Annotated in this window: 24 protein-coding genes; 13 read left to right on the forward strand and 11 right to left on the reverse strand. The window is 74.6% G+C overall.

The window, feature by feature from the left end; genetic code table 11:
• Nucleotides 1–175 precede the first annotated feature (175 nt).
• From DMH08_RS29530 to DMH08_RS29555, 6 genes are all read right to left on the reverse strand, one after another.
• Nucleotides 176–976, reverse strand: a complete 801-nt coding sequence (locus DMH08_RS29530) for a sugar phosphate isomerase/epimerase family protein (RefSeq protein WP_026401815.1) — start codon at nucleotides 974–976, stop codon at nucleotides 176–178.
• On the reverse strand, nucleotides 973–2,088 hold the full coding sequence (locus DMH08_RS29535) for a dihydrodipicolinate synthase family protein (RefSeq protein WP_233617886.1): 1,116 nt from the start codon (nucleotides 2,086–2,088) through the stop codon (nucleotides 973–975). The genes DMH08_RS29530 and DMH08_RS29535 overlap by 4 nt, the downstream gene beginning before the upstream one ends.
• 44 nt (nucleotides 2,089–2,132) lie before the next feature.
• Nucleotides 2,133–3,284 (reverse strand): Gfo/Idh/MocA family protein, encoded by a 1,152-nt coding sequence (locus tag DMH08_RS29540; RefSeq protein WP_026401816.1) that lies wholly within the window; start codon nucleotides 3,282–3,284, stop codon nucleotides 2,133–2,135.
• 155 nt (nucleotides 3,285–3,439) lie between these two features.
• Nucleotides 3,440–4,249, reverse strand: coding sequence for an ABC transporter ATP-binding protein (locus DMH08_RS29545; protein ID WP_034517314.1), 810 nt, complete (start codon nucleotides 4,247–4,249; stop codon nucleotides 3,440–3,442).
• 139 nt (nucleotides 4,250–4,388) lie between these two features.
• Nucleotides 4,389–5,408 carry an ABC transporter substrate-binding protein gene (locus DMH08_RS29550; RefSeq protein WP_125619156.1) on the reverse strand — a complete coding sequence of 340 codons (1,020 nt, stop codon included), beginning with the start codon at nucleotides 5,406–5,408 and terminating at the stop codon, nucleotides 4,389–4,391.
• 109 nt (nucleotides 5,409–5,517) lie between these two features.
• A complete protein-coding gene (locus tag DMH08_RS29555; protein ID WP_125619158.1) occupies nucleotides 5,518–6,393 on the reverse strand; it encodes an ABC transporter permease in 876 nt (291 codons plus the stop codon).
• A 135-nt stretch (nucleotides 6,394–6,528) separates the two neighbouring features.
• Here DMH08_RS29555 and DMH08_RS29560 point away from each other — a divergent pair, with 135 nt between their 5' ends.
• Nucleotides 6,529–7,611, forward strand: a complete 1,083-nt coding sequence (locus DMH08_RS29560; RefSeq protein WP_051300485.1) for a LacI family DNA-binding transcriptional regulator — start codon at nucleotides 6,529–6,531, stop codon at nucleotides 7,609–7,611.
• Nucleotides 7,612–7,665: 54 nt separating this feature from the next.
• Here the strand turns inward: DMH08_RS29560 and DMH08_RS41185 are convergent, their stop codons facing one another.
• Together DMH08_RS41185 and DMH08_RS29570 are read right to left on the reverse strand one after the other, a co-directional pair.
• Nucleotides 7,666–8,631 (reverse strand): hypothetical protein, encoded by a 966-nt coding sequence (locus tag DMH08_RS41185; RefSeq protein WP_199748069.1) that lies wholly within the window; start codon nucleotides 8,629–8,631, stop codon nucleotides 7,666–7,668.
• Between the two features lie 308 nt (nucleotides 8,632–8,939).
• Nucleotides 8,940–9,668, reverse strand: a complete 729-nt coding sequence (locus DMH08_RS29570) for a TetR/AcrR family transcriptional regulator (RefSeq protein WP_125619160.1) — start codon at nucleotides 9,666–9,668, stop codon at nucleotides 8,940–8,942.
• Nucleotides 9,669–9,760: 92 nt separating this feature from the next.
• Here DMH08_RS29570 and DMH08_RS29575 point away from each other — a divergent pair, with 92 nt between their 5' ends.
• Nucleotides 9,761–10,513, forward strand: a complete 753-nt coding sequence (locus DMH08_RS29575; protein WP_125619162.1) for a siderophore-interacting protein — start codon at nucleotides 9,761–9,763, stop codon at nucleotides 10,511–10,513.
• A gap of 22 nt (nucleotides 10,514–10,535) precedes the next feature.
• Here DMH08_RS29575 and DMH08_RS29580 read toward each other — a convergent pair whose 3' ends face one another.
• Complete coding sequence (locus tag DMH08_RS29580) at nucleotides 10,536–11,156, reverse strand: TetR/AcrR family transcriptional regulator (protein ID WP_233617883.1); 621 nt, start codon at nucleotides 11,154–11,156, stop codon at nucleotides 10,536–10,538.
• A 44-nt stretch (nucleotides 11,157–11,200) separates the two neighbouring features.
• Between DMH08_RS29580 and DMH08_RS29585 the strand changes: the two genes are divergently transcribed.
• Complete coding sequence (locus tag DMH08_RS29585; protein WP_125619164.1) at nucleotides 11,201–11,833, forward strand: maleylpyruvate isomerase family mycothiol-dependent enzyme; 633 nt, start codon at nucleotides 11,201–11,203, stop codon at nucleotides 11,831–11,833.
• A 120-nt stretch (nucleotides 11,834–11,953) separates the two neighbouring features.
• On the forward strand, nucleotides 11,954–12,238 hold the full coding sequence (locus DMH08_RS29590) for a hypothetical protein (protein WP_026401824.1): 285 nt from the start codon (nucleotides 11,954–11,956) through the stop codon (nucleotides 12,236–12,238).
• A gap of 22 nt (nucleotides 12,239–12,260) precedes the next feature.
• On the opposite strand, the gene DMH08_RS29595 is transcribed toward DMH08_RS29590, so the two are convergent.
• Nucleotides 12,261–12,884 (reverse strand): TetR/AcrR family transcriptional regulator, encoded by a 624-nt coding sequence (locus DMH08_RS29595; RefSeq protein ID WP_125619166.1) that lies wholly within the window; start codon nucleotides 12,882–12,884, stop codon nucleotides 12,261–12,263.
• Between the two features lie 67 nt (nucleotides 12,885–12,951).
• Between DMH08_RS29595 and DMH08_RS29600 the strand changes: the two genes are divergently transcribed.
• Both DMH08_RS29600 and DMH08_RS29605 read left to right on the forward strand, forming a co-directional pair.
• Nucleotides 12,952–13,833, forward strand: a complete 882-nt coding sequence (locus DMH08_RS29600) for a Vgb family protein (protein ID WP_125619168.1) — start codon at nucleotides 12,952–12,954, stop codon at nucleotides 13,831–13,833.
• 58 nt (nucleotides 13,834–13,891) lie between these two features.
• Entirely contained in the window at nucleotides 13,892–14,680 is a 789-nt protein-coding gene (locus tag DMH08_RS29605; RefSeq protein ID WP_026401827.1) for an RNA ligase family protein, read from the forward strand.
• Between the two features lie 43 nt (nucleotides 14,681–14,723).
• Here DMH08_RS29605 and DMH08_RS29610 read toward each other — a convergent pair whose 3' ends face one another.
• On the reverse strand, nucleotides 14,724–16,325 hold the full coding sequence (locus tag DMH08_RS29610) for an ATP-binding cassette domain-containing protein (protein ID WP_125619170.1): 1,602 nt from the start codon (nucleotides 16,323–16,325) through the stop codon (nucleotides 14,724–14,726).
• A 72-nt stretch (nucleotides 16,326–16,397) separates the two neighbouring features.
• On the opposite strand from DMH08_RS29610, the gene DMH08_RS29615 reads away from it, so the two are divergent.
• From DMH08_RS29615 to DMH08_RS29645, 7 genes are all read left to right on the forward strand, one after another.
• Nucleotides 16,398–17,075 carry a TetR/AcrR family transcriptional regulator gene (locus tag DMH08_RS29615; RefSeq protein ID WP_125619172.1) on the forward strand — a complete coding sequence of 226 codons (678 nt, stop codon included), beginning with the start codon at nucleotides 16,398–16,400 and terminating at the stop codon, nucleotides 17,073–17,075.
• A 167-nt stretch (nucleotides 17,076–17,242) separates the two neighbouring features.
• Nucleotides 17,243–18,433, forward strand: a complete 1,191-nt coding sequence (locus tag DMH08_RS29620; protein WP_084550077.1) for an AAA family ATPase — start codon at nucleotides 17,243–17,245, stop codon at nucleotides 18,431–18,433.
• A gap of 61 nt (nucleotides 18,434–18,494) precedes the next feature.
• Nucleotides 18,495–19,298: an SDR family oxidoreductase gene (locus DMH08_RS29625; RefSeq protein WP_199748071.1), complete on the forward strand. Its 804-nt coding sequence runs from the start codon at nucleotides 18,495–18,497 to the stop codon at nucleotides 19,296–19,298.
• 183 nt (nucleotides 19,299–19,481) lie between these two features.
• Nucleotides 19,482–19,979, forward strand: a complete 498-nt coding sequence (locus DMH08_RS29630; protein WP_233617884.1) for a phage holin family protein — start codon at nucleotides 19,482–19,484, stop codon at nucleotides 19,977–19,979.
• Nucleotides 19,976–20,455: a DUF3618 domain-containing protein gene (locus DMH08_RS29635; protein WP_034517318.1), complete on the forward strand. Its 480-nt coding sequence runs from the start codon at nucleotides 19,976–19,978 to the stop codon at nucleotides 20,453–20,455. Before DMH08_RS29630 ends, DMH08_RS29635 begins: the two co-directional genes overlap by 4 nt.
• Before the next feature lies 1 nt (nucleotide 20,456).
• A complete protein-coding gene (locus tag DMH08_RS29640; RefSeq protein ID WP_233617885.1) occupies nucleotides 20,457–21,476 on the forward strand; it encodes a YihY/virulence factor BrkB family protein in 1,020 nt (339 codons plus the stop codon).
• 42 nt (nucleotides 21,477–21,518) lie between these two features.
• Nucleotides 21,519–22,094 (forward strand): GNAT family N-acetyltransferase, encoded by a 576-nt coding sequence (locus DMH08_RS29645; protein WP_125619176.1) that lies wholly within the window; start codon nucleotides 21,519–21,521, stop codon nucleotides 22,092–22,094.
• Nucleotides 22,095–22,103: the final 9 nt, after the last annotated feature.

Here is a 22,103-nt window from a genome sequence, read left to right on the forward strand (position 1 = left end):
AGGGGGCGGGGGCCGTCTCCGCCGCCGACGCCGGCGGTGCGGCGACCAGCGACGCCAGCAGCGCCGTGATCGCGAGCGGACTCACGATGAGTTTTCGCATTCCGACCGTCCTTCTCGTGGGGGTGGGTGGAAAGCGCTTACTGGAAGCGCTTTCCGGACTTCGGTGCGGGCGGGGTCACTCGACGTGCTCGCGGTAGCGGGCGAGGGTCAGGGCCAGCGCCTCGGGGCCGGGCATGGCCCAGAGCGCCTCGTTGAAGATCTCCACTTCGATCGGGCCGGTGTAGCCGGCGGCGTCGACGGCGGCGCGGAACCGCCGCAGGTCGACGCACCCGTCGCCGAGCATGCCGCGCCCGGTCAGCACGCCCTCGGGCAGCGGGGTGATCCAGTCCGCGACCTGGAACAGCGCGATCCGGTCCTGCGCGCCCGCGCGGGCGATGCCGTCCCAGACCGCCGGGTCCCACCACAGGTGGTAGGTGTCGATCATGACGCCGACCTGGTCGGACGGGTGCGGGGCGGCCAGGTCGAGGGCCTGCGCGAGGGTCGTCACGACGCAGCGGTCCGAGCAGAACATCGGGTGCAGCGGCTCGATCGCGAGCCGCACCCCGTGCTCCCCCGCGTACGGGGCCAGCTCGGCCAGGACGTCGGCGACCCGGGCGAGGGCGCCGTCCAGATCGCGGGAGCCCTCCGGCAGCCCGCCGCTGACCAGGCACAGGGCGGGCGCCCCCAGCTCGGCGGCCTCCTCGATGGCGCGCCGGTTGACCTCCACGGCGTCCGGCTCCCGGAAGAAACCGCCCCGGCACAGGGACGTGACGGTCAGCCCGTGGTCGCGCACGAGCTTGGCCGTCCGCGCCGCGCCGTACTCGGCGACGGGCTCGCGCCACAGCCCGACCCCGGCGACCCCGGCGGCCGCGCATCCGGCGGCGAGGTCGGGCAGCGGCCAGTGCCGCGTCGTCCACTGGTTCAGGCTGAATCTCACGCGGCCGCTCCCTGGTCGATCCCCTGCACGGTCAGCCAGGCGCGCATCCGCTCCGCCGCCAGGTCCGGGTCGGGGAACAGCCCGGCGGCGTCGGCCAGCTCGAACAGCCGCACCAGGTGCGGGACGGAACGCGCCGACTCCAGGCCCCCGACCATGCGGAAGTGCCGCTGGTGGCCCGCCAGCCACGCCAGGAACACCACCCCGGTCTTGTAGTAGAAGGTCGGGGCCTCGAACAGGTGCCGGGCGAGCGGGAGCGTCGGCGCGAACGCCGCCTCGTAGGCGCCCGCGTCCGCGGCGTCCAGCGCGCGCAGCGCCGCCGCGGCGGCGGGCGCGATCGGGTCGAAGATCCCGAGGAGCGCGTCGCTGTGCCCGGACGCGTCGCCGCGGATCAGCTCCGGATAGTTGAAGTCGTCGCCGGTGTACAGCCGCACGCCGTCCGGCAGCCGCCGCCGGAAGTCGACCTCGCGGCCGGCGTCCAGCAGCGAGATCTTCACGCCGTCGACCCGGGACGCGTGCGCGCCGATCAGCTCGAGCAGCGCGGACGCCGCGGCGTCCAGGTCCGCCGAACCCCAGTAGCCGTCCAGCGCCGGGTCGAACATCGGGCCCAGCCAGTGCAGTACGGCCGGGCGCCGCAGCTGCGGCAGCAGCCGCCCGTACACCGCCGCGTAGTCGCCGGGGGTGCGGGCCGATGCGGCGAGCTGGCGGCTGGCCATCAGGACGGGGACCGCGCCGGCGTCCTCGACGACCGCGAGCTGCTCCTCGTAGGCGGCGGTGATCGCGTCGAGCGGGGCCGGGCCGGGCGGGAGCTGGTCGGTGCCCGCGCCGCAGACGATGCGGCCCCCGGCGGCGCGGGCCTCCCGGCCGCTGCGGGCGATCAGCTCGCGGGTGACCGCCCAGTCCAGGCCCATCCCGCGCTGCGCGGTGTCCATCGCCTCGGCCACGCCGAGGCCGTGCGCCCACAGGTGGCGGCGGAACGCCAGGGTGGCGTCCCAGTCGAGGGTCCCGCCGGGCGCGCCGCCGCCGAACGGGTCGGCGACCACGTGCGCGGCGGCGTAGGCGACGCGCGACGCGAACGGCTCGGCGGACGCCGCGAACGCCCGCGGCTCCCCCATCGTGTACGGGACGAGCGTCCCGTCCGGGCGCGGAAGGTCGAGTTTCACCGGGACAGCTCCGGGACGTCGAGGCGGCGGCCCTCCCGCCAGGCCCGCAGCCCCAGCTCGGCGAGCTGGACGCCGCGCGCCCCGGCGTAGAAGTCCCACGGGAACGGGGCGTCCTCGGCGACGTGCCGCAGGAACATCTCCCACTGCGTCTTGAACCCGTTGTCGAACTCGATGTTGTCGGGGACCTCCTGCCACTGCGACCGGAAGTCCTCGGTGGGGGGCAGGTCGGGGTTCCACACCGGCTTCGGGGTCATGGAGCGGTGCTGGACGCGGCAGCGGCGCAGGCCCGCGACCGCCGAGCCCTCCGTGCCGTCCACCTGGAACTCCACGAGCTCGTCGCGGAACACCCGCGTCGTCCACGAGGAGTTGATCTGCGCGATGACGCCGCCGTCCAGCTCGAAGATGCCGTAGGCGGCGTCGTCGGCGGTCGCCTGGTAGGGCTTGCCGTCCTCGTCGAACCGCTCGGGGATGTGGGTGGCGCCGAGCACCTGCACCGACCGCAGCGGCGCGATGATCCCCTCCAGGACGTACCGCCAGTGGCAGAACATGTCGAGGATGATGCCGCCGCCGTCCTCGTCGCGGTAGTTCCAGCTGGGGCGCTGCGCCTCCTGCCAGTCGCCCTCGAACACCCAGTAGCCGAACTCGCCGCGCACCGACAGGATCCGCCCGAAGAACCCGCCGTCGACCAGCCGCTTCAGCTTCATCAGGCCCGGCAGGAACAGCTTGTCCTGGACGACGCCGTGCTTGATGCCCGCCTCCTCGGCGAGGCGCGCCAGCGCCAGCGCGTCCTCGAGGCCCTCGGCGGTCGGCTTCTCGGTGTAGACGTGCTTGCCGGCGGCGACGGCCGCGCGGATCGCGTCGACGCGCGCGCTGGTGACCTGCGCGTCGAAGTAGATCTCGGTGCCGGGCCGGGCGAGCGCCTCGGCCAGGTCGGTCGTCCACTCGGTGAGGCCGTGCCGCTCGGCGAGCTCGCGCAGCTTGACCTCGCTGCGTCCCACCAGCACCGGCTCCGGCCACAGCACGGTGCCGTCGGCCAGCCGCAGCCCGCCCCGCTCCCGGATCCCGAGGATCGAGCGGAGGAGATGCTGGCGGTACCCCATCCGGCCGGTCACGCCGTTCATGACGATGCCGATGGACCTGCGTTCCATTCTTGTGCCTTTCGGTTGTCGTGTCGGTCGCGGCGGGCGGGATCCCCGCGCCGAGTCCCGGAGCCGGTGCCGGGCGCGGGTTCCCGTCGCCGCCGACCGGGTGGACGTCCGGGTGGACGTCCCGGTGGATCGTCCGGGTCGGTCGTCCGGGTCGGTCAGTCGGCGGCCGCGCCGGCGCCCAGCAGGCCGCGGACCCGGTTGGTCACGCGGGCGAACTCGGGGCGCTCCATCGTCGGGGCGTACGCGCGCTCGGCGGGCAGGTCGACGTCGATGATCTCGGCGATCGTCCCGGGCCGGTCGGTCATCACCACGACGCGGTTCGCCAGGTAGGCGGCCTCGGCGATGGAGTGCGTGACGAGCAGGACGGTGGTGCCGGTCTCCCGCCAGATCCGGTTCATCTCGATGTTGAGCTGCTCGCGGGTGAGCGCGTCGAGCGCGCCGAACGGCTCGTCCATCAGCAGGACGGGCGGTTCGTGCAGCAGCGCGCGGCACAGCGCGACGCGCTGCTGCATGCCGCCCGACAGCTCGTGCGGGAGCGCGTCCTCGAACCCCTTCAAGCCGGTCATCTCGATGAGCTCGTCGGCGCGGCGGCGGGCCTGGTCCGAGGGCATGCGCCGCATCTCGGCCTGGAGGAGGATGTTGCGGCGGGCGCTGCGCCACTCCAGCAGCGCGGCCCGCTGGAACACGTAGCCGATGTCGTGGCGGGGGCCGCCGACGCGGTCGCCGCGCAGCCGGACGGTGCCCGACGACGGCTGCAGCAGCCCCGCCACCAGCTTCAGCAGGGTGGACTTGCCGCAGCCGGACGGCCCGACGATGGCGACGAACTCCCCCATCGGGACGTCCAGCGCGATGTCGCGCAGCGCGGTGACGTCGCGCTTGCGGCTGCGGAACCGCACGGCCACGTCGTCCAGCCGGACGGCGGGCTCGGTCCCGGCCGTGCCGGATTCGGTCGCTTTCTGGCTCATGGTCCTCATCGCTCGTCCCGTCGACTCGTACTGGTTCGCAGCGCCCTGGTCTGCGAGGTCTTGGGCTGCAGGGGTCGTGGGCTGCAAAAACTCGGGCGGGGTGGTCGCGTCCTTCCGGGGCGGACGCGCCCGGTCCGGGTCAGCCCTGGCCGGACGGCGCCTGCCAGTACTCGGCCGGGTCCTTGGCCTCCTCGATGACGCCGGCCTGCTGGAAGGTGGCGATCGTCTGCCGCCAGTCGGCCTCGGCGTTGACGCCGGGCGCCTTGCCCTGGGTCGCCGGGGTGTGCAGCAGCTCGAGCGTGGCGGCGAACTGCTCGGTCAGGACCTTGTCGGACGGCAGCTGCTGCGACGCGCCGGCCATGCTGGCGACGGCGCCGGCGGGGTCGGACGACGCGGCCGTCCAGGACTCGCTCGTGGCCGCGACCATCTTCTCCACCAGCTCCTTCTCGCTCTGGAGCTTGCGCTCGCCGACCATGAGGCCGTTGGAGAAGAAGTTCAGCCCGAAGTCGGCGTACCGCAGGTAGGACATCGGCTTGCCGGACTTCTCCTGGATCGTCGGGCCCTGGTCGTTGGCGAAGCCCATCAGCCCGTCGACCGTCTCCGACATCACCGCGGCCATCTTCCCGGCCGGGTCGGTGTTCTGGACGTTGACCTCGGCGGGGTCGATGCCGTTCTTCTCCAGGAAGACCGGGAAGGTGCGCGACAGCGCGTCCCCGGCGGTGCCGGCGACCGTCTTGCCCTTGAGGTCGGCGGGCTTCTCGATCCCGGCGGACGCGAAGGACTGCACGGATGCGGGCGTGGTCTGCAGGTAGACGCCGAGGCTCTTGACCGGGACGCCCTTGTCGACGGCGGCGAGCAGCGCGGGGGTGTCGGCCCAGCCGAAGTCGGTCTGCCCGGCGCCGGTGGCCTGCACGGTCTTCTGCGAGCCCTGCCCGGCGGTGATCTCCAGGGCGATGCCGTGCTTTTCGAAGATGCCCTTCTTCTCGCCGTAGTAGAACGGCGCGTGCTCGCCGTAGGGGTACCAGTTGAGCGTCAGGGTGACCTTGGTCAGCTTCTTGCCGGAGTCGCTGGTGACCTGGTCGGAGTCCCCGCCGCAGGCGGCGCCGGTGAGCGCGACGAGCGGGGCGAGCAGGGCTGCTGCGATGGTGCGGAGTCTCATGGGACGGCCCTCCGTGGTCGGGGTGGGGTGGTGTCGGCCAGTGCCGAGGGGCGGCGCCGAGGGCGGCGCCGGAACGGTCCAGGGACCGTGCCGTGCGGGCGGGGGGCGGTCAGTAGGTGGTGACGGCGCCGTCGCGGCGGCTGGCGTGCCAGGGCAGCAGCAGCCGCTCGGCGACCTCGACGACGACGAACAGCAGGACGCCGATGGCGGACATGACCAGGAGCCCGGCGAACAGCATGGGCGTGTCGAGGTTGCCGTTGGCCTGCAGGATCACGTAGCCGAGCCCTTCGTTGGCCCCGACGAACTCGCCGACGACGGCGCCGGTGACGGCGAGGGTGACCGCGACCTTGAGGCCGGAGAACAGGTGCGGGAGGGACGCGGGCAGCCGGATCTTCAGGAAGGTCGCCATCGGGCCGGCGCCCATCGTGGCCGACAGCTGCAGCATCTCGGGGTCCACCGACTTCAGCCCGGCGACCATGGAGATCACGACCGGGAAGAACGCGATCAGGACCGCGACGACGATCTTCGGGCCGATGCCGAAGCCCATCCACACCACGAACAGCGGCGCGATGGCGATCTTGGGGATGACCTGGGCGAACAGCAGGATCGGGTAGAGCGTGCGCTCGACCGTCGCGGAGTACACCATGACCACCGCGGCGAGGACGCCGACGGCGACGGCGATCGCGAAGCCCAGCAGCGTCTCGTAGGTGGTGACCCAGGTGTGCTGCCAGATGTAGCCCCATTTGTCGGTCAGCACCTCGAACGTGGCGCCGGGCGAGGGCACCAGGTACTCGGCGACCAGCTTGAACGAGCTGACCGCCCACCAGGCGGCGAAGCACGCCACCAGCAGCGCGAGCGGCCGCCAGGTCTGCTCGGCGACGGCGGCGACGCGCTCCCCCGCGCCGGGCCGGTCGCGTTCGACGACGCCCGGCGCGTCCGGCGCGTCCGTCGCCGGGGTCGCGCTCGTCGTGCCCTGACTCACCATGGGTTCCTCCGGGGCGGTTGTTCAGAAAGCGCATTCAGAAAGCGCTTTCTGGTGTACGGTAAGAACCATCGACGACGCGGTCAAGAGGGTCGGCCGAAGATCCGCCGCGAAGTCGGCTCGAGCGAGGGGGCGGTGATGACGGAGGCGGCGGAGGAGTCCCGCACCGGCGAGCGTGCACCGGATCGCGCGTACGTGACCCTGCAGGACGTCGCGCGGGAGGCCGGGGTCTCGCTCGCCACCGCGTCCCGGGTGCTGAACGGGACCTCGCAGGTGCGGACGGATCTGCGGGAGCGGGTGCTGGCCGCGGCGGCGTCGCTGCGGTACACGCCGAACGCCCACGCGCAGGCGCTGGCCAGCGCGTCCAGCACGTCCGTCGGGGTGATCTGCCACGACGTCAGCGACCCCTACTTCGCCGCGGTGGCCCGCGGCGTGATGACCACGGCCGCCGAGCACGGGATGCTGGTGATGCTGGCCAGCACGTTCCGCGATCCGGCCCGCGAAGTCGAGTACGTGGCGATGCTGCGCGCCCAGCGGGCCCGCGCGATCCTGCTGATCGGCTCGGGGTTCGAGGACCGCGAGTGGGAGCGCTCGCTGGGCGCGGAGCTGGAGCCCTACCAGCGGACGGGCGGGCGGGTCGCGGTGCTGAGCCGGCATCGCAGCCTGAAGGTCGACGCGGTGCTGCCGCAGAACCGGGAAGGCGCCTACGAGCTCGGCCGCGCGCTGCTCGACCTGGGGCACCGGGAGTTCGCGGTGCTGACCGGGCCGCGCGCGCTGACGACGGTGTCGGACCGGCTCGCGGGGTTCGCGGAGGCGCTGGCCGACGCGGGGGTGCCGCTGCCGGACGAGCGGATCGTCGAGGCCGCGTTCACCCGGGACGGCGGGTACGCGGCGGCGGCGGAGCTGCTGGCCCGCGGCGAGCGTCCGACGTGCGTGTTCGCGGTGACGGACGTGATGGCGGTCGGGGCGCTGACGGCGTTCCGCGACCGCGGGGTGCGGGTGCCGGAGGACGTGTCGCTGGCCGGGTTCGACGACATCCCGATCGTCGGTGACCTGACGCCGCCGCTGACGACGGTGGCGCTGCCGCTCGGTGAGATGGGCGAGCGGGTGATGGGCCTGGCGCTGCGCGAGCCCGCGGGCCGCCGCAGCCGCATCGAGCGCATCGCGGGCGAGGTCGTCCTGCGCGCCAGCACGGCCCCGCCCCGCGCGTCCGGCCGCTGACCCCGCCGTCCGGTCGGCGTCGGTCCGGTCGGCGTCGGTCCGGGGGCGGCGGGTTCAGCGGCGGCAGGTGCCGAGCCAGGCGAGGAGGGCGGCGGCCGCGTCCTCGGTGAGGGCGCCGGGCAGGTCGGAGCCGAACCGCCGCGCGGCCAGAATGCGCAGCCGGTTGCCCGCCGCGGCGGCTCCGGCGGCGGCCGTGGCGGCGACGAGGGCGGGCGGCCCGTACTCGGTGCGGTCGCGCCGGGCCGCGGCGCCGGACGCGGCGGCGGCGAGCAGCACCCGGGGAAGCATGCCCTGCGGCGCGCTGCGGTCGGGGACGGCGGGGTGTTTGTCGAGGCCGAGCTCGCCCGCGGCGGCGAGGGCGTGCACGGCGCGGACGCCGGGACGGGCGAGCAGCCGCGCGGGGCCGGGATCGGTGCGGCGGGACCGCAGGGCGAGCGCGGTGAGTCCGGCGGTGCTGCGGCAGCCCGTGGCGGCGCCGAGGGCCGCGGCCCGCAGCAGGGACGGGCGCCGCGCGGGCTCGGGGTCGGCGAGGCGGCGGTCGCGCTCGTCGGCCCGGAACGTCGCGGCGAGGGTGGCGTGGGTCGTCATGCCGTAGGCGAGGTGCGGGATCGCTTCGGCCGCCCAGTCCGCGCGGGTCCGGCACCGCGGGTCGGTGATCGCCAGGCGGGCGGCGGGCAGGTCGGCGGCGGCCATCGCGGCGGCGCCCAGCAGCGGCCCGCCGATGGCGGCGGGGAGCCGGACGCCGGTGGCGCGCAGGGCTCCGGCCAGGCCGCCCACGGCGAGGCCGGCGAGGGTGCCGCCGAGGGCGCCGGCGGCCTCGAGCCGGTCGCCGCGCTCGCGGTCGCCGCCCGGCACGGGCGTGCCGGTGCGGTCGGCGAGCTCGGACGCGACGGCGTCCGGGGTGCGGCTCGGGGGTCGGCCCCGCACGGCCATGTCCGCGTGGGTGGTCGCGTTGAGCGCGGTCGTGCCGGCGGCGCCGGCCGCGGCACCGCGCAGGAAGCCTCTGGTCACTGTGGTCACGGCCCGGGGACTACCCGGCCCGGCGGCGATTACCCGGGGGCGCGGGTCTCGACGGCGCGACCGTCGCCGCAGGTGCGGCGGGACCTGCGGCCGCGAACCGAGAGTCCGGCGGCGGACGACCGGCGGGAGACCGCGGTCGCCGGGTCGAGGACGCCGGTCCCGCCCGGTGAAGGCGCGGGACCTGGTCGCCGCGGGTGCGGTGGTGCGGGGCCGATGCCGGCGGCGCCGCGGACGCGCCGCGACGCCCGCGGGCGAGGGTCTGCTGTGTGAGGGCCTGCTGTGTGAGGGCCTGGGGCGGTTCGGGCCGGTCAGGCGGGCGGGGTGTACTCCAGGCCGAGCATGCCGGAGAGCTCGCGGAGTGTCTCCTCGTAGATCGGGGCGACGTCGGAGTAGATGAAGTCCAGCTGGTTGAGGACTTCCATGCACAGCAGTCCCCACAGCCGGATCCAGCAGGTCATGGCGACGTGCAGGGCTTCGGGGGGCAGGTCGTGGCCCTGCGCCCGGATGTGGTCGCCGAGCTGCGCGCGGACGGACGGGTCCAGTTCGTCGGGCGTGGGGACGGGGAAGGGCGCGGTGGCCCACAGGTCCTGGACCTGCCCAAGGAAGACCATCCCGAAGTCGTTGGCGGCCCGGTTGCGGGGCGTGTCGGGGTGCAGCCGGGCGGACTGGGCGGCGGGGACCGCGCTGGCGAAGATCCACTCGAACTCGGCCGGGTGGTCGACCGCCCAGCCGCGCATGGCGCGGCAGGTGGCCAGCAGGCGCTCGCCGGGCGCGGCGTCCGCGCGGGCGTCGCGGGCGTCCTCCATGGCCGCGGTCAGCTCGCGGAAGAAGTCGGCGGTGACGGCGGCGACGAGCTCGTCGTGCGAGGAGAAGTAGTGGTAGAGCGCGGGGCCGCTCATGCCGATCTCGCGCGCGACGGCGTTGATCGTCACGGCCGCGGGTCCGCGGGTGGTCAGCAGGCGGCGCGCGGCCTCCCGGATCTCGGTGAGCGTGGCCTCCCGGAGCCTGGCGCGGCGGGTGGAGCGCTGTACGGCCAACGAACGTCCTTTCTCGGCGGCGACCTTGACACCCTACTGCCCCTATGTTTCCTTAGAGCTTCTAGAAAAATTAGAACCTCTAAGGAGGGCGTGTGGCCGTGAAGACGCTCAACCCGCTGGCGGGGGCGTTCGCGAAGTACCGGCTGGAGGCGACGGTCGCCGAGACCGGGGACGTGACGCCGACGATGCGGCGGATCCGGCTGGTGGCCGACGGGCCGATCGACTTCCCGTACACCCCGGGCCAGCACGTCCGGGTCGAACTGCTGGACCCGCGGTCGGTGCAGGGGCTGCTGCGCCCGGGAGAGACGCTGCGCACGTACACGATCTGGGACCTCGACCGGGACGCGGGTGCGGTGGAGCTGCGCGCGCACCTGTACGACGGGGACGGCATCGGCCTGCGGTGGGCGCGCACGGCCGCGCCGGGCGACCGGGTGCCGCTGTGGTGGCCGCAGGGCTCGCTGTTCACCCGTCCGGCGCCGTTCCACGTGTTCGTCGGGGAGGAGACGGCGGGCGCGGCGTTCGGGCCGATGCTGCGGGCGCTGGATCCGGCCGCCCGGGTGTTCGGGGTGCTGGAGAGCGAGTCGCCCGAGCACGACATGCCGCTGCCCGGCCCGCACCGGCTGCGGCGCGTGCACCGGCACGGCGCGCCGGCGGCGTCGTCGCCGACGCTGGCGGCGGCGGTCGCGGAGCTGGACCTGCCCGGCACCGACGGCGCCGCCTACGTCGCCGGCGAGGCCCGCACCTGCCAGCTGGTGCGCGACCACCTGGTCCGCGAGCGCGGCTGGGACCGCCGGTCGATCAAGGTGAAGCCGTTCTGGGCCCCGGGCAAGCGCGGCCTGCACTGAGGTCGGGCCGGGCCGTCGCGGTTCAGGGCGGGCCGAGGACCCCGGGCCCGGCCAGGGCGCGGGCGGCGTCGGAGAAGAACCGCTCGGTCGCGTCAGGCGCCAGTCCGAGCGTCACGCCCTGGCTCAGGCCCACCAGCAGGGCGCGCAGGGCGGTGGCCAGCCGCGCGGCCTGCGCCGGGGTGACCGCGGCGGGCGGCGGGCCGTGCCGGCGGCCGGTGAACAGCGCGGCGAGCCGCTCCTCGTGGGCCCGGACGGACGCGGCCAGGCGGGTGTGCAGGTCGGGGTCGCGCAGCGCCATGTCCTGCAGGCTGAGCTGGAACGACAGCTGCTGCGCCGCGTCGGGGGCCTCGCACGTCCGGCGGTAGTGGCGCGCGAACGCCTCGACGGCCCCGGTGAGGTCGAGGTCGCCGGGGACGGCGGCGTCGAACGCGGCGTAGTACGGGTCGAGCTCGTCGGCGAGCAGCTCGACGAACAGGGCGTTCTTGCTGCCGAACAGCGAGTAGACGGCGCCGGTGGTCAGGCCCGCGCGCGCCGCGATGTCCTCGAGCCTGGCGCGGTGGCCGTCCCGCGACACCGCCTCCCGGGCGGCCTCCAGCAGCGCCCGCCGGTTGCGCTCCTTGGTCTGCGCCCTCGTCAGTCTCATAATCCTATTATTACAGTAATCTGATTATCGAGATGGAGGCCGAGATGGACATCAGAGACGAGATCGCCGCGGAGCGGCGGGAGCTGGCCGAGATGCTGGAGGCGCTGCCCGCGGCGAGCTGGGACGCGCCGAGCCTGTGCGCGGGATGGCGGGTGCGGGAGGTCGCCGCCCACATGTCGATGGGGTTCCGGTACTCGTTCGCCAAGGTGGCGTCCGAGCTGGTCAGGGCGCGGGGGCTGCACCGGATGACCGACCGCCTCGCCCGCCGGGACGCGGCGGCGATGACGCACGCCGAGATGGCCGCCGCGCTGCGCGACAACGCGCGCCACCCGTGGAAGCCGCCCGTCGGCGGGATCACCGCGGCGCTCGGCCACGACGTCGTCCACGGGCTGGACATCGGCGTCGCGCTCGGGCTGGACCGCCGGGTGCCGCACGAGCGCCTGCGCCCGCTGCTGGAGAGTGTCACGCCCCGGACGGCGAAGTTCTTCGGGGCCGACCTCGGCGGCGTGGAGCTGCGCGCCGACGATCTCGACTGGTCGTTCGGGAGCGGGACGCCGCTGACGGGCTCGGCCCAGGATCTGCTGCTCGTCGCCTACGGCCGCGCGCTGCCGGCCGGACGGCTGGGCGGCGACGCCCGCGAGCGGTTCACCCTGCGGGACGCGGGCCGGGTTTCCTGACGTCCCGCTCCCTCCGGCCGACACCCGGGGGCGTTCCTTGGCCCGCGCATTGCCTTACCCGTGGGCCGAGGGGGAAGTGAGCCGTCGGAACACCCGGAAGAGCACAGGGAGCGGATCATCATGGTGAAGCAGCTGCAGAAGATGGGCTTGTCGTCGAACGTCATGTACGCGATGGGTTTCACCTCGATCGGCCTGTCGGTGGCCGCGTGGGCCGCGTCGCTGCAGATCGAGTCGGCGGGCATGGAGCGGGCGGACCGCTGGGGCATCTTCGTCGGGCAGTGGGCCCCGACCTTCTTCGCGCTGGGCTGCGCGATGCGCATGGAGGAGCAGTGGGGCGCCCGCGGCCGGCACGAGGAGTCGGCGTACGAGGCCGGGGAGATCCGCGAGCCCATGCACGTCGGCTGAACCCCGCGGCCGGTGCGGCGCGTCAGGGGGCGAGCGCGCCGGCGCGGGCGGCCGTGCAGGCCGCCGCGGCGGCGCGGTCGGCGGCCGCCTCGTCCAGCGGCTCGCCGGTGACGAACAGCCGGTAGTACAGCGGCGCCACCGCGATCCGGACGACCTCGGCGGCGTCCGTCCCGGGCGGGACCTCGCCGCGCGCGACGGCCCGCTCGACGACGACCGCGGACTGCGCGTGGCGGCGCTCGAAGAACCGGTGCAGGGCGTCGGCGGCGGCGCCGCTCTGCCCGGCGGCCAGCACGAACGCGCGGGAGACCGGGCCCTCCCGCGGGTCGGCGAACCCGTCGCGGACGAGCCGGGCGAGGGCGCGCAGGTCGCCGTCCAGGGTGCCGGTGTCGGGGACGGGCCAGGGTTCGGCGGCGGCGATCTCGAGGGCGTCGGCGACGAGGCCGTCGGCGTCGCCCCAGCGCCGGTAGACGGTCGTCTTGTGGACCCCGGAGCGGGCGGCGACGCCCTCGACCGTCAGGCCCCGGTAGCCGTGCTCGGCGAGGACGGCGAGGGTCGCGCCGCGGACGGCGTCGCGGACGCGGGCCGTCCGGCCGCCCGGCCGCGCGCGGCCCGGCCCGGCGGCGTCCGCTGGCTCCGGCGGGTTCATACCGGAAACCTAACACAACAAAAGTTGCGTTAGTCTTCTCGTCGCACACCCGGCGACCGGAGGACGCATGCCGCACGTCACGATCGAGGAAATCACGGTGTCGGGCCCCGCCGAGGGCCCGTACGCGATCACGGCGGGCCCGGACGGCGCCCTGTGGTTCACGCTGGTGCACGCCGGCCGGATCGGCCGGGTGGCGCCGGGCGGGCGGGCCGTCCTGCACCCCGCCGAACCCCTCGACGGCGACCCGATGATCATCACGTCGGGCCCGGACGGGGCGCTGTGGTTCACCGAGTTCCAGGGGAACCGCATCGGCCGCATCGACCCCGGCGGCCGGATCGTCCGCCATCCGGTGCCGGACGGCGGCGGCCCCTGCGGGATCGCCGCGGGCCCGGACGGCGCCCTGTGGTTCACCCTCATGCACACCGGCGAGCTCGGCCGGATCGACACCGACGGCCGCATCACGCGCGTGCCGGTCCGGGGCGGGATGCCGTCGATGATCACCACCGGCCCCGACGGCGCCCTGTGGTTCACCCTCAACCAGGGCAACGCGATCGGCCGCGCGACGCCCGCCGGCGACGTGGCCCTCCACCCGCTGCCGCACGCGGGCGCCGCGCCCGTCGGGATCACCGCGGGCCCCGACGGGGCCCTGTGGTTCACCGAGATCGGCGCGGGCCGGATCGGGCGGATCACCACGGACGGCGAGGTCGCCGAGTTCGCGCTGCCCGACCCGGCGGCGCGCCCGCACGCGATCACGGCGGGCCCGGACGGCGCGCTGTGGTTCACCGAGTGGGGCACCGCGCAGGTGGGCCGCGTCACGGTGGACGGCGCCGTCGAGGAGCACCCGCTGCCGACGCCCGGCTGCGAACCGCACGGCATCGCCGCCGGGCCCGACGGGGCCCTGTGGATCGCGCTGGAGACCGGCGCCCTCGCCCGCGTCCACCCCGGTTGACCGCCCGCCCGGGGAAAACCGGTTGGCACGCCGGGCGCCGTTCGTTAGAACGGTCCGCATGCTCCGCAAGTACCCCCGCACCCGGCACATCGAGGGATCCCGGCTGCAGCCGGGCGACCACGACCTGGCGGCGGCGCCGTTCCGGGAGGTCGCCGGGCGTTTCCTGGTGGTGGAGGAGAAGCTGGACGGCGCCAACTGCGGCATCAGCTTCACCGCCGACGGGGAACTGCGGCTGCAGAGCCGCGGGCACTACCTGACCGGCGGCCCCCGCGAGCGGCAGTTCGGTCCGCTGAAGGCGTGGGCGGCGTCGGTCCAGCACGTGCTGCGGGAGCGGCTGCGCGACCGGTACGTCATGTACGGCGAGTGGCTGTACGCCAAGCACACCGTCTTCTACGACGCGCTCCCCCACTACTTCTGCGAGTTCGACGTCCTCGACACCGCCGACGGGACGTTCCTGTCGACGGCGCGGCGCCGCGAGCTGCTGGCGGGGACGCCGGTGGTGCACGTCCCGGTCCTGCACGAGGGGCCCGTCGGCGGCCTGGCGGAGCTGACGGCGCTCGTCGGGCCGTCCACGTGCCGGACGCCGCACTGGCGGGACGCGCTGCGCGCGGCGGCGGAGGCGGGCGGCGCCGACCCCGCCCAGGTGGAGAAGGAGACCGACGCGGCCGAGGAGATGGAGGGCCTCTACCTGAAGGTGGAGGAGGACGGCCGGACCGTCGACCGGTTCAAGTGGGTCCGGGCGAGCTTCCTCACCGCCATCCTGGACTCGGGGACGCACTGGCGGGAGCGCCCGATCGTCGCCAACGGCCTCGCCGACCCGGGCGTCCTGTACGCGGGCGCTCACTGAGTCCGGTTTCACCGGCCGCCCGCCCTGCCGCTCTTTTCGGCGCTCACCCTCCTTCCGGGCCAGTCGGGCCGTTCACCTGCCACGTCGGAGCGGAGCGGTGGTGGACGGCGCCGTCCGGATCGAAGACGAGGTAGCGGTCGAAGTCTTCGGCGAACCAGCGGTCGTGCGTCACGGCCAGGACGGTGCCCTGGTAGGCGGCCAGGCCGTCTTGGAGGGCTTGGGCGCTGGCGAGGTCGAGGTTGTCGGTCGGCTCGTCCAGCAGGAGGAGGGTGCAGCCGGACAGCTCCAGCAGCAGGATCTGCAGCCGCGCCTGCTGCCCGCCGGACAGGGTGTGGAAGGGCTGGCGCCGCGTGGGCGCGAGTTCGTATCGGGCCAAGGCGCGCATGGCGTCGTTGAGGGTCGTCCCGAAGTCGGTCGTGATGATCTCGTCGGGTGTGCGGTCGCGCAGGTCGGGGCGGGTGTGGGTCTGGACGAAGCGGCCGGGAGCGACGCGGGCGCCCAGTCGCGCCGTGCCTCGGTGAGGGACCGAGGACGGGTCGTCGAGCAGCTTGAGGAACTGTGACTTGCCCGACCCGTTCGCGCCGAGGACGGCGATGCGTTCGCCGTACCAGACTTCCAGGTCGAACGGCTTGGTCAGGTCGGCGACTTCGAGTCGTTCGCAGACGACGGCGCGTTTGCCGGTGCGTCCGCCGCGCAGGCGGACGCGGATGTTCTGCTCGCGCGGTGGCGGCTCGGGCGGTCCCGCCTCCTCGAAGCGGGCCAGGCGGGTGCGCGCGGCCTGGTAGGACGAGGCGACGGCGTCGTTGGCGGCGGCGCGCCGGCGCAGCGTGTGGACCAGGCGGCGCAGCCGGGCGTGCTCGTCGTCCCAGCGGCGGCGCAGTTCGTCCATGCGGGCGGCGCGGTCGCGGCGCGCGGCCGGGTAGGCGGCGAAGCCGCCGCCGTGCACCCAGACCGTGCCGGACTCGACGGTGATGATCCGGTCGGCGGCGCCGGCGAGCAGGCGGCGGTCGTGGGAGACCAGCAGCACGGTCTTGGCGGTGGCTCGCAGCCGCTCCTCCAGCCACTGCTTGCCGGGGATGTCCAGGTAGTTGTCGGGCTCGTCGAGCAGCAGGACTTCGTCGGGTCCGCGGAGCAGCGCCTCCAGCATGAGGCGCTTCTGCTCGCCGCCGGACAGTGTTCCCGCGGGCCGGTCGCGGACCTGCTCATACGGCAGGCCGAGCGCCAAGGTCGTGCAGGCGTCCCAGACGACTTCCAGGTCGTAGCCGCCCGCGTCGGTGAAGTCGCCGATGGCCTGGGCGTAGGCCATCTGGCTCTCCGGGGCGCCGGTCAACGCGGCTTCGGCGCGGGCGAGCGCGTCGGCCGCCGCCTTGATCTGCGGGGGCGCGACCGCCAGGAGGAGTCGGCGGACGGTGCGGTCCTCCGGAGTGAACTGGCGCATCACCCCGAGTCCGCCGGTATTGGCGATCTTCCCCGCGGAAGGGGCCAGTTCCCCGGCGATGAGCCTGAGCAGCGTCGTCTTGCCACCGCCGTTCGGGCCGACCAGGGCCGCCTTCGCGCCCTGCCCCACACGGAAGGACACCTCGCGCAGCAAGGGCCGTCCATCGGGCAGCGCATAGGCCAGGTCGCTCACATCGATGTGCCCCACAACCACCTCTGAACGTTGATCGGGTCACTAGAACGTTGATCCGGTAGTAGTTCACCGTACTAGAGTGGGCGCATGGGAACGAGCCGAGCGGGCGACATCTGGTCGAAGCAGCCGCGCGGGCGACGGGAAGCGCCGCCGCTGTCGCGGGAACGCATCGTCGCCGAAGCGATCGCGCTCCTGGACGAGGAGGGCGCGGACCGGCTGACCATGCGGCGGCTGGCCGAGCGGCTCGGCACCGGCTCGACCACGCTGTACTGGCACGTGGACACCAAGGACGACGTGCTCGACCTGGCCCTGGACACGGTGTTCGCCGAGGCCGAGGTCCCGCCGGCGACCGACGACTGGCGCGCCGACGTCACCGCGATGGTGGAACGGTGGCGCGCGGTGATGCTCCGGCACCGCTGGACCGCGACGCTGATGGGCCGGCCGATGCTCGGGCCGAACGTCCTCACGCGGACGGAGTTCCTGCACGCGGCACTGCGGCGCGCCGGACTCGCGGGCGCGCCGCTCACCGCCGCCGCCTACGGACTGTCGCACTTCGTGGTCGGGGCCGCGGTCAGCCAGCTGTCCTGGCACGGCAGGGACGAGTCGTCCACCCGCGATGCCGCCGACAAGATCCTCGCGGCGCACCGCGAGGCGTACCCGACGCTGGCCGCGCACGGGCATCCCAGCGACAACGACTGGGACGAGGCGTTCCACCGCGGCTTGGGGTACCTGATCGACGGCATCCGCGCGAACACCATCGGATAGCCGGACCACAGCCCGGTTCGCGGTGTTGAAACGGCCCGGCCTTCAGGTGGCGCTTCGCACCCGGCCCCGTGACGCGCGCCGAGTCGGTCGCCGCCCTACAGGAACGGCGGGCGGACGCGCCGGAAAAGCGGATGACCCGCGTCCGCGGTCGCCCGTACGGTTGCCGGATGCGCTCTCGGCAGCCCGGAGGGGAGCCCTCCCCCAAGACCCTCTCCCGAACGTCTCCCGAACCGCCGCCGGTGTTCGCCGAGCTGTGCCCGGCGCCGCCGAACTGGGAGGTGCCGTGGCCGCGGATCCGGGACGCGTTCGCGTGGGTGCGCGACATGGCGGGCGTGCCGCAGGACGCCGTCTACCACGGTGAGGGCGACGTCGAGGTGCACACGCGGATGGCGTGCGAGGCGCTGGCGGACCTGCCGCAGTGGCGGGCGCGCCCGGCGGACGAGCGGGTGCGGCTGTTCGCGACCGTCCTGATGCACGACATCGCCAAGCCGCACTGCACCCGCACCGAGGACGGCGGGCGCATCACCGCGCGCGGGCATTCGCGGCGCGGCGACCTGATGGTGCGGCGGATCCTGTGGGAGATGGGCGCGCCGGTCGCGTGGCGCGAGCACGTCGCCGCGCTGATCCGGCACCACCAGGTGCCGTTCTGGGCGCTGGAGCGGCCCGACCTGCAGCGGATCGCGTTCCGGGTGAGCCTGCTGGCCCGCAACGACGACCTGGTGCTGCTGGCGTCGGCCGACATCCTCGGCCGGATCTGCCCCGACACCGAGGAGCTGCTCGACAACGTCGGCCTGTACGGGGAGTACTGCGCCGAGCAGGACTGCCTGGACGGGCCGCGCGCTTTCCCGTCCGACCACGCCCGGTTCTGGTACTTCCGCAAGCCCGACCGCGACCCCGCCTACGCCGCCTACGACGACACGCGGCTGACCGCGACGATCCTGTCGGGGCTGCCGGGCGCCGGCAAGGACACCTGGATCGCGGCGAACCGCCCGGACGTCCCGGTGGTGAGCCTGGACCGGCTGCGCGCGGAGATGGGCGTCTCCCCCGCCGGCGACCAGCGGGCGGTGGCGGCGGCCGCGCACGAGCTGGCGCGCGAGCACCTGCGGGCGGGACGGTCGTTCGTGTGGAACGCCACGAACGTGTCGCGGTCGCAGCGCGAGCTGTGCACGGGCCTGGTCGCCGGGTACCGGGGGCGGGTCGAGGTGGTGGCGCTGGAGGCGCCGCCGGACGTGCTGCGGGACCGCAACCGGGGCCGCGCCGCGCCCGTCCCGGACGCGGTGATCGACCGGCTCGTCCGCCGGTGGGAGACGCCCGACCCGACCGAGGGGCACCGCGTCGACTGGCTGGGCACGGCCTGACCCGGGACCGTCCCCGGGGGTCGCTTTGACAGGTGATCGCGGCGGGCGGGAAGGTCGTGCCGTGAACGATGCCGCAGGTGACGGGAACGAACACGGAAACGGACCCGACGGGACGGGCCGGGTCGCGCTGGTGACCGGGGCCGGTTCGGGGATCGGCGCGGCGGTCGCGGCCGCGCTGCTGGACGCGGGATGGCGCGTCGCGCTGGCGGGGCGGCGCCCCGACCGGCTGGAGGAGGCGGCGCGGCGGTCCCGGGCCGCGGACGGCCGCGCGCTGGCCGTCGCCGCCGACGTCGCCGACCCCGCGTCGGTCGAGGCGCTGTTCGGGGCGGTCGCCGACCGGTGGGGGCGGCTGGACCTGCTGTTCAACAACGCCGGGGTGTTCGGGGCGCCCGCGCCGGTCGAGGACTTCGGGCTCGAGGAGTGGCGCCGCGTCGTCGACACCAACCTGACGGGCGCGTTCCTGTGCGCGCGGGCGGCGTTCCGGGCGATGAAGGAGCGGGACCCGCGGGGCGGGCGCATCATCAACAACGGGTCGCTGGCGGCGCACACGCCGCGGCCCCGGTCGGTGGCCTACACCGCCAGCAAGCACGCGGTGACGGGGCTGACCAAGTCGCTGTCGCTGGAGGGGCGCCCGTACGGGATCGCGTGCGGGCAGATCGACGTGGGCAACGCGGCGACGGAGATGACGGGCGGGTTCGCGTCCGGGGCGCTGCAGGCGGACGGGTCGGTGCGCGCGGAGCCGGTGATGGACGCCGCGCACGTCGCGCGGGCCGTCCTGTACATGGCGGGGCTGCCGCCGGAGGCGAACGTGCAGTTCATGACGGTGATGGCGACGACGATGCCGTCGTTCGTGGGCCGCGGCTGACGCCGTCCCGGTCATCCCCCTTCGCGCCGGGTGGTGCGGTAAAGAACCGTTCTGCGGCGCCGCCATGCGGGGTCGATCGGGTGCGGGGCCCGCGCCCCGGGCGGGCCGACGTTTAGGTCCGGGGCAGGGGGAACGCCTCTACCGCGCTTCGTAACCACTGGACGCGGGAGGGAGCCGGAAGCGATGACGATCATGCGGCCGGCACAGGACGGCAGAGGCAGCGCGGCCGGCGCCGCCATTCACGGGGACGGGCAGGCGGCCGGTCACGCGGCAGCCGGGCGGGTGGAGACCGGGCGGCACGAGCCGGGCACCGGCGAGCTCGTCCGGCAGGCGACCCAGCAGGTCTCGGACCTGATGCGCGCGGAGCTGCGCCTGGCCGTCGCCGAACTGAAGGACAAGGGCAGGCACGCCGGGACGGGCGCCGGGCTGTTCGGCGGCGCCGGCCTGGTCGCCCTGTACGGGCTCGGGGCGCTGCTGGCGGCGGCGATCGCGGCGATCGCGCTGGTGCTGCCGGTGTGGGCGGCGGCGCTGATCATGGGCGGTGCGCTGCTGCTGGTCGCCGGGGTGCTCGCGCTGATGGGGCGCGGCCAGACCCGGCGCGCGACGCCCGCCATGCCCGAGCGGGCGGCCGAGGAAGCGCGGCAGACCGTCACGGAACTGAAGGAGAGGGCGCACCGATGAGCAGGCACGGCGCCGTTGCCGGCACCGAGGAGCTGCGGCAGGAGGTCGACCGGGCCCGCCACGACCTCGGCGAGACCGTGGAGGCGCTGGCGGCCAAGGCCGATGTGAAGGCGATGGCGCGCGAGCGCGTCGACCAGGCCCGGACCCGCGCGATGGACGCGGTGGGGTCGGCGCGGCAGGCGGCGTCCTCGCGGGCGTCGTCGGCGCGGGCGGCCGCGGCGTCGCCGCAGGGCGCGGCGCGGGCGCGGCAGGGCGGCGCGGCGGTGGGCGCCGCGGGGGCCGCGGCGGCGCTGCTGACGGTGTGGCTGAGGCGGCGCCGCGCGCCCGCGGTGCGGGTGCTGACGCGGCGTACGCAGCGGGCCCCGGTCAAGGTGCGGCGGACGGGCGCGGGCCGGACGAACTGGACGCCGGTGGCGCGCCTCACCGGGGCGCGGCGGAGCCGTTCGCGCACGCCGTCGGCCTGGACGCGCCGCTGAGATGCCCGGCGCGCGCGGCCGTCCCGGCGGGCTCACCGACATGCCCGCGTCGGGCTGGCGCGGGGCGGTCAAGCGGACGTTCGGCGAGTTCAAGAACGACAACCTGCAGGACTACGCGGCGGCGCTCACCTACTACGCGGTGCTGTCGATCTTCCCGGGGCTGCTGGTGGTGGTGTCGGTCGTCGGGCTGGCGGGCCGGTCGACCACCGACGACCTGATCGCCGAGCTGGGCGGGATGGCGCCCGGCGCGGTGAAGGACCTGCTGATCGGCGCGGTCCGGCAGCTGCAGGGCTCCGGGGGCGCCGGGATCGCCGCGGCCGCGGGCCTGGCGGGCGCGGTGTGGTCGGCGTCGGGGTACGTCGGGGCGTTCATGCGGGCGTCCAACGTCGTCTACGACGTGCCGGAGGGGCGCCCGTTCTGGAAGATGGTGCCGCTGCGGCTCGGGATCACGGTGCTGACGCTGGCGGTGCTGGCGGCGTCGGCGATCGCGGTGGTGGTGTCGGGGCCGCTGGCGCGCGAGGTCGGGGACCTGCTGGGGCTGGGGTCGGCGGCGGTGACGGCGTGGCAGATCGCCAAGTGGCCGGTGCTGCTGGTGGTGATCAGCCTGCTGTTCTCGCTGCTGTACTGGGCGGCGCCGAACGTGCGCCGCAGGTTCCGGTGGGTGACGCCGGGCGGTGCGGTGGCGGTGCTGGTGTGGCTGGCGGCGTCGGGTCTGTTCGCCCTGTACGTGGCGGGCTTTTCCAGCTACAACAAGACCTACGGCAGCCTCGCCGGTGTGATCGTGTTCCTGGTGTGGCTGTGGATCAGCAATCTGGCGATCCTGCTGGGCGCGGAGCTGAACGCCGAGCTGGAGCGGGGCCGGGCCATCCAGGCCGGGGCGTCCGCCGGGGAGGAGCCCTACGTGGAGTTCCGCGACACGCGCGCGTTCGGTGAGCAGGAGCGCCGCGCGACCGGCGCGGGCCGCCGGGAGGCGGGCGGCGGGCACGACCGGGGCCCGGACCGTCCTGACTCGACCGTGTGAAACGGGTCGCCCGACCCCTAACCCCCTGATTAGGATCTTTGCGTGCTGCGTCCCGCTTACCCCATCGAGACCGAGCGACTCACCCTGCGGCCCTTCCGCGAGGACGATCTGGAAGGGCTGTACGCGTACCAGTCGCTGCCCGAGGTGGCGCGCTTCCTGTACTGGGAGCCGCGGAACCTGGAGGAGTCCAGGTCGTTTCTGAAGGAGAAGATGACGGCGGCCACCGTCGAGCGGGAGGGCGACTGGCTGGTGCTGGCGGTGGTGCTGCGGGAGACGGGCGCCCTGATGGGCGAGGTCAACCTGCAGTGGCGCAGCCGGGAGCACCGGCAGGGCGAGATCGGCTACATCTTCAACCCGGCGTTCCACGGGCAGGGGTTCGCGACGGAGGCGGCCGAGGTGGTGCTGCGGCTGGGGTTCGAGGGGCTGGACCTGCACCGGGTCGTGGGCCGGCTGGACGGCCGCAACGCCGCGTCGGCGCGGGTGCTGGAGCGGCTGGGGATGCGGCGCGAGGCGCGCCTGGTGCAGAACGAGATGGTCAAGGGCGAGTGGACCGACGAGGTCGTGTACGCGATGCTGCGGGAGGAGTGGGAGCGCCGCGCCCCCCTCACCAGCGGCTGATCCCCCGCC

This window comes from Actinomadura sp. WAC 06369 (genome assembly GCF_003947565.1).
Lineage (GTDB): Bacteria > Actinomycetota > Actinomycetes > Streptosporangiales > Streptosporangiaceae > Spirillospora > Spirillospora rifamycini.

What these genes read in the sequence shown, in the direction of transcription:
- DMH08_RS29600 (WP_125619168.1), top strand. Translation starts at nt 12,952, where the DNA reads ATGCCGCACGTCACGATCGAGGAAATCACGGTGTCGGGCCCCGCCGAG.
- DMH08_RS29620 (WP_084550077.1), top strand. Translation starts at nt 17,243, where the DNA reads ATGCGCTCTCGGCAGCCCGGAGGGGAGCCCTCCCCCAAGACCCTCTCC.
- DMH08_RS29580 (WP_233617883.1), bottom strand. Translation starts at nt 11,156, where the DNA reads ATGAGACTGACGAGGGCGCAGACCAAGGAGCGCAACCGGCGGGCGCTG.
- DMH08_RS29595 (WP_125619166.1), bottom strand. Translation starts at nt 12,884, where the DNA reads ATGAACCCGCCGGAGCCAGCGGACGCCGCCGGGCCGGGCCGCGCGCGG.
- DMH08_RS29540 (WP_026401816.1), bottom strand. Translation starts at nt 3,284, where the DNA reads ATGGAACGCAGGTCCATCGGCATCGTCATGAACGGCGTGACCGGCCGG.
- DMH08_RS29630 (WP_233617884.1), top strand. Translation starts at nt 19,482, where the DNA reads ATGACGATCATGCGGCCGGCACAGGACGGCAGAGGCAGCGCGGCCGGC.
- DMH08_RS29605 (WP_026401827.1), top strand. Translation starts at nt 13,892, where the DNA reads ATGCTCCGCAAGTACCCCCGCACCCGGCACATCGAGGGATCCCGGCTG.
- DMH08_RS29635 (WP_034517318.1), top strand. Translation starts at nt 19,976, where the DNA reads ATGAGCAGGCACGGCGCCGTTGCCGGCACCGAGGAGCTGCGGCAGGAG.
- DMH08_RS29550 (WP_125619156.1), bottom strand. Translation starts at nt 5,408, where the DNA reads ATGAGACTCCGCACCATCGCAGCAGCCCTGCTCGCCCCGCTCGTCGCG.
- DMH08_RS29590 (WP_026401824.1), top strand. Translation starts at nt 11,954, where the DNA reads ATGGTGAAGCAGCTGCAGAAGATGGGCTTGTCGTCGAACGTCATGTAC.
- DMH08_RS29615 (WP_125619172.1), top strand. Translation starts at nt 16,398, where the DNA reads ATGGGAACGAGCCGAGCGGGCGACATCTGGTCGAAGCAGCCGCGCGGG.
- DMH08_RS29560 (WP_051300485.1), top strand. Translation starts at nt 6,529, where the DNA reads ATGACGGAGGCGGCGGAGGAGTCCCGCACCGGCGAGCGTGCACCGGAT.
- DMH08_RS29555 (WP_125619158.1), bottom strand. Translation starts at nt 6,393, where the DNA reads ATGGTGAGTCAGGGCACGACGAGCGCGACCCCGGCGACGGACGCGCCG.
- DMH08_RS29535 (WP_233617886.1), bottom strand. Translation starts at nt 2,088, where the DNA reads ATGGGGGAGCCGCGGGCGTTCGCGGCGTCCGCCGAGCCGTTCGCGTCG.
- DMH08_RS29640 (WP_233617885.1), top strand. Translation starts at nt 20,457, where the DNA reads ATGCCCGGCGCGCGCGGCCGTCCCGGCGGGCTCACCGACATGCCCGCG.
- DMH08_RS29545 (WP_034517314.1), bottom strand. Translation starts at nt 4,249, where the DNA reads ATGAGCCAGAAAGCGACCGAATCCGGCACGGCCGGGACCGAGCCCGCC.
- DMH08_RS29585 (WP_125619164.1), top strand. Translation starts at nt 11,201, where the DNA reads ATGGACATCAGAGACGAGATCGCCGCGGAGCGGCGGGAGCTGGCCGAG.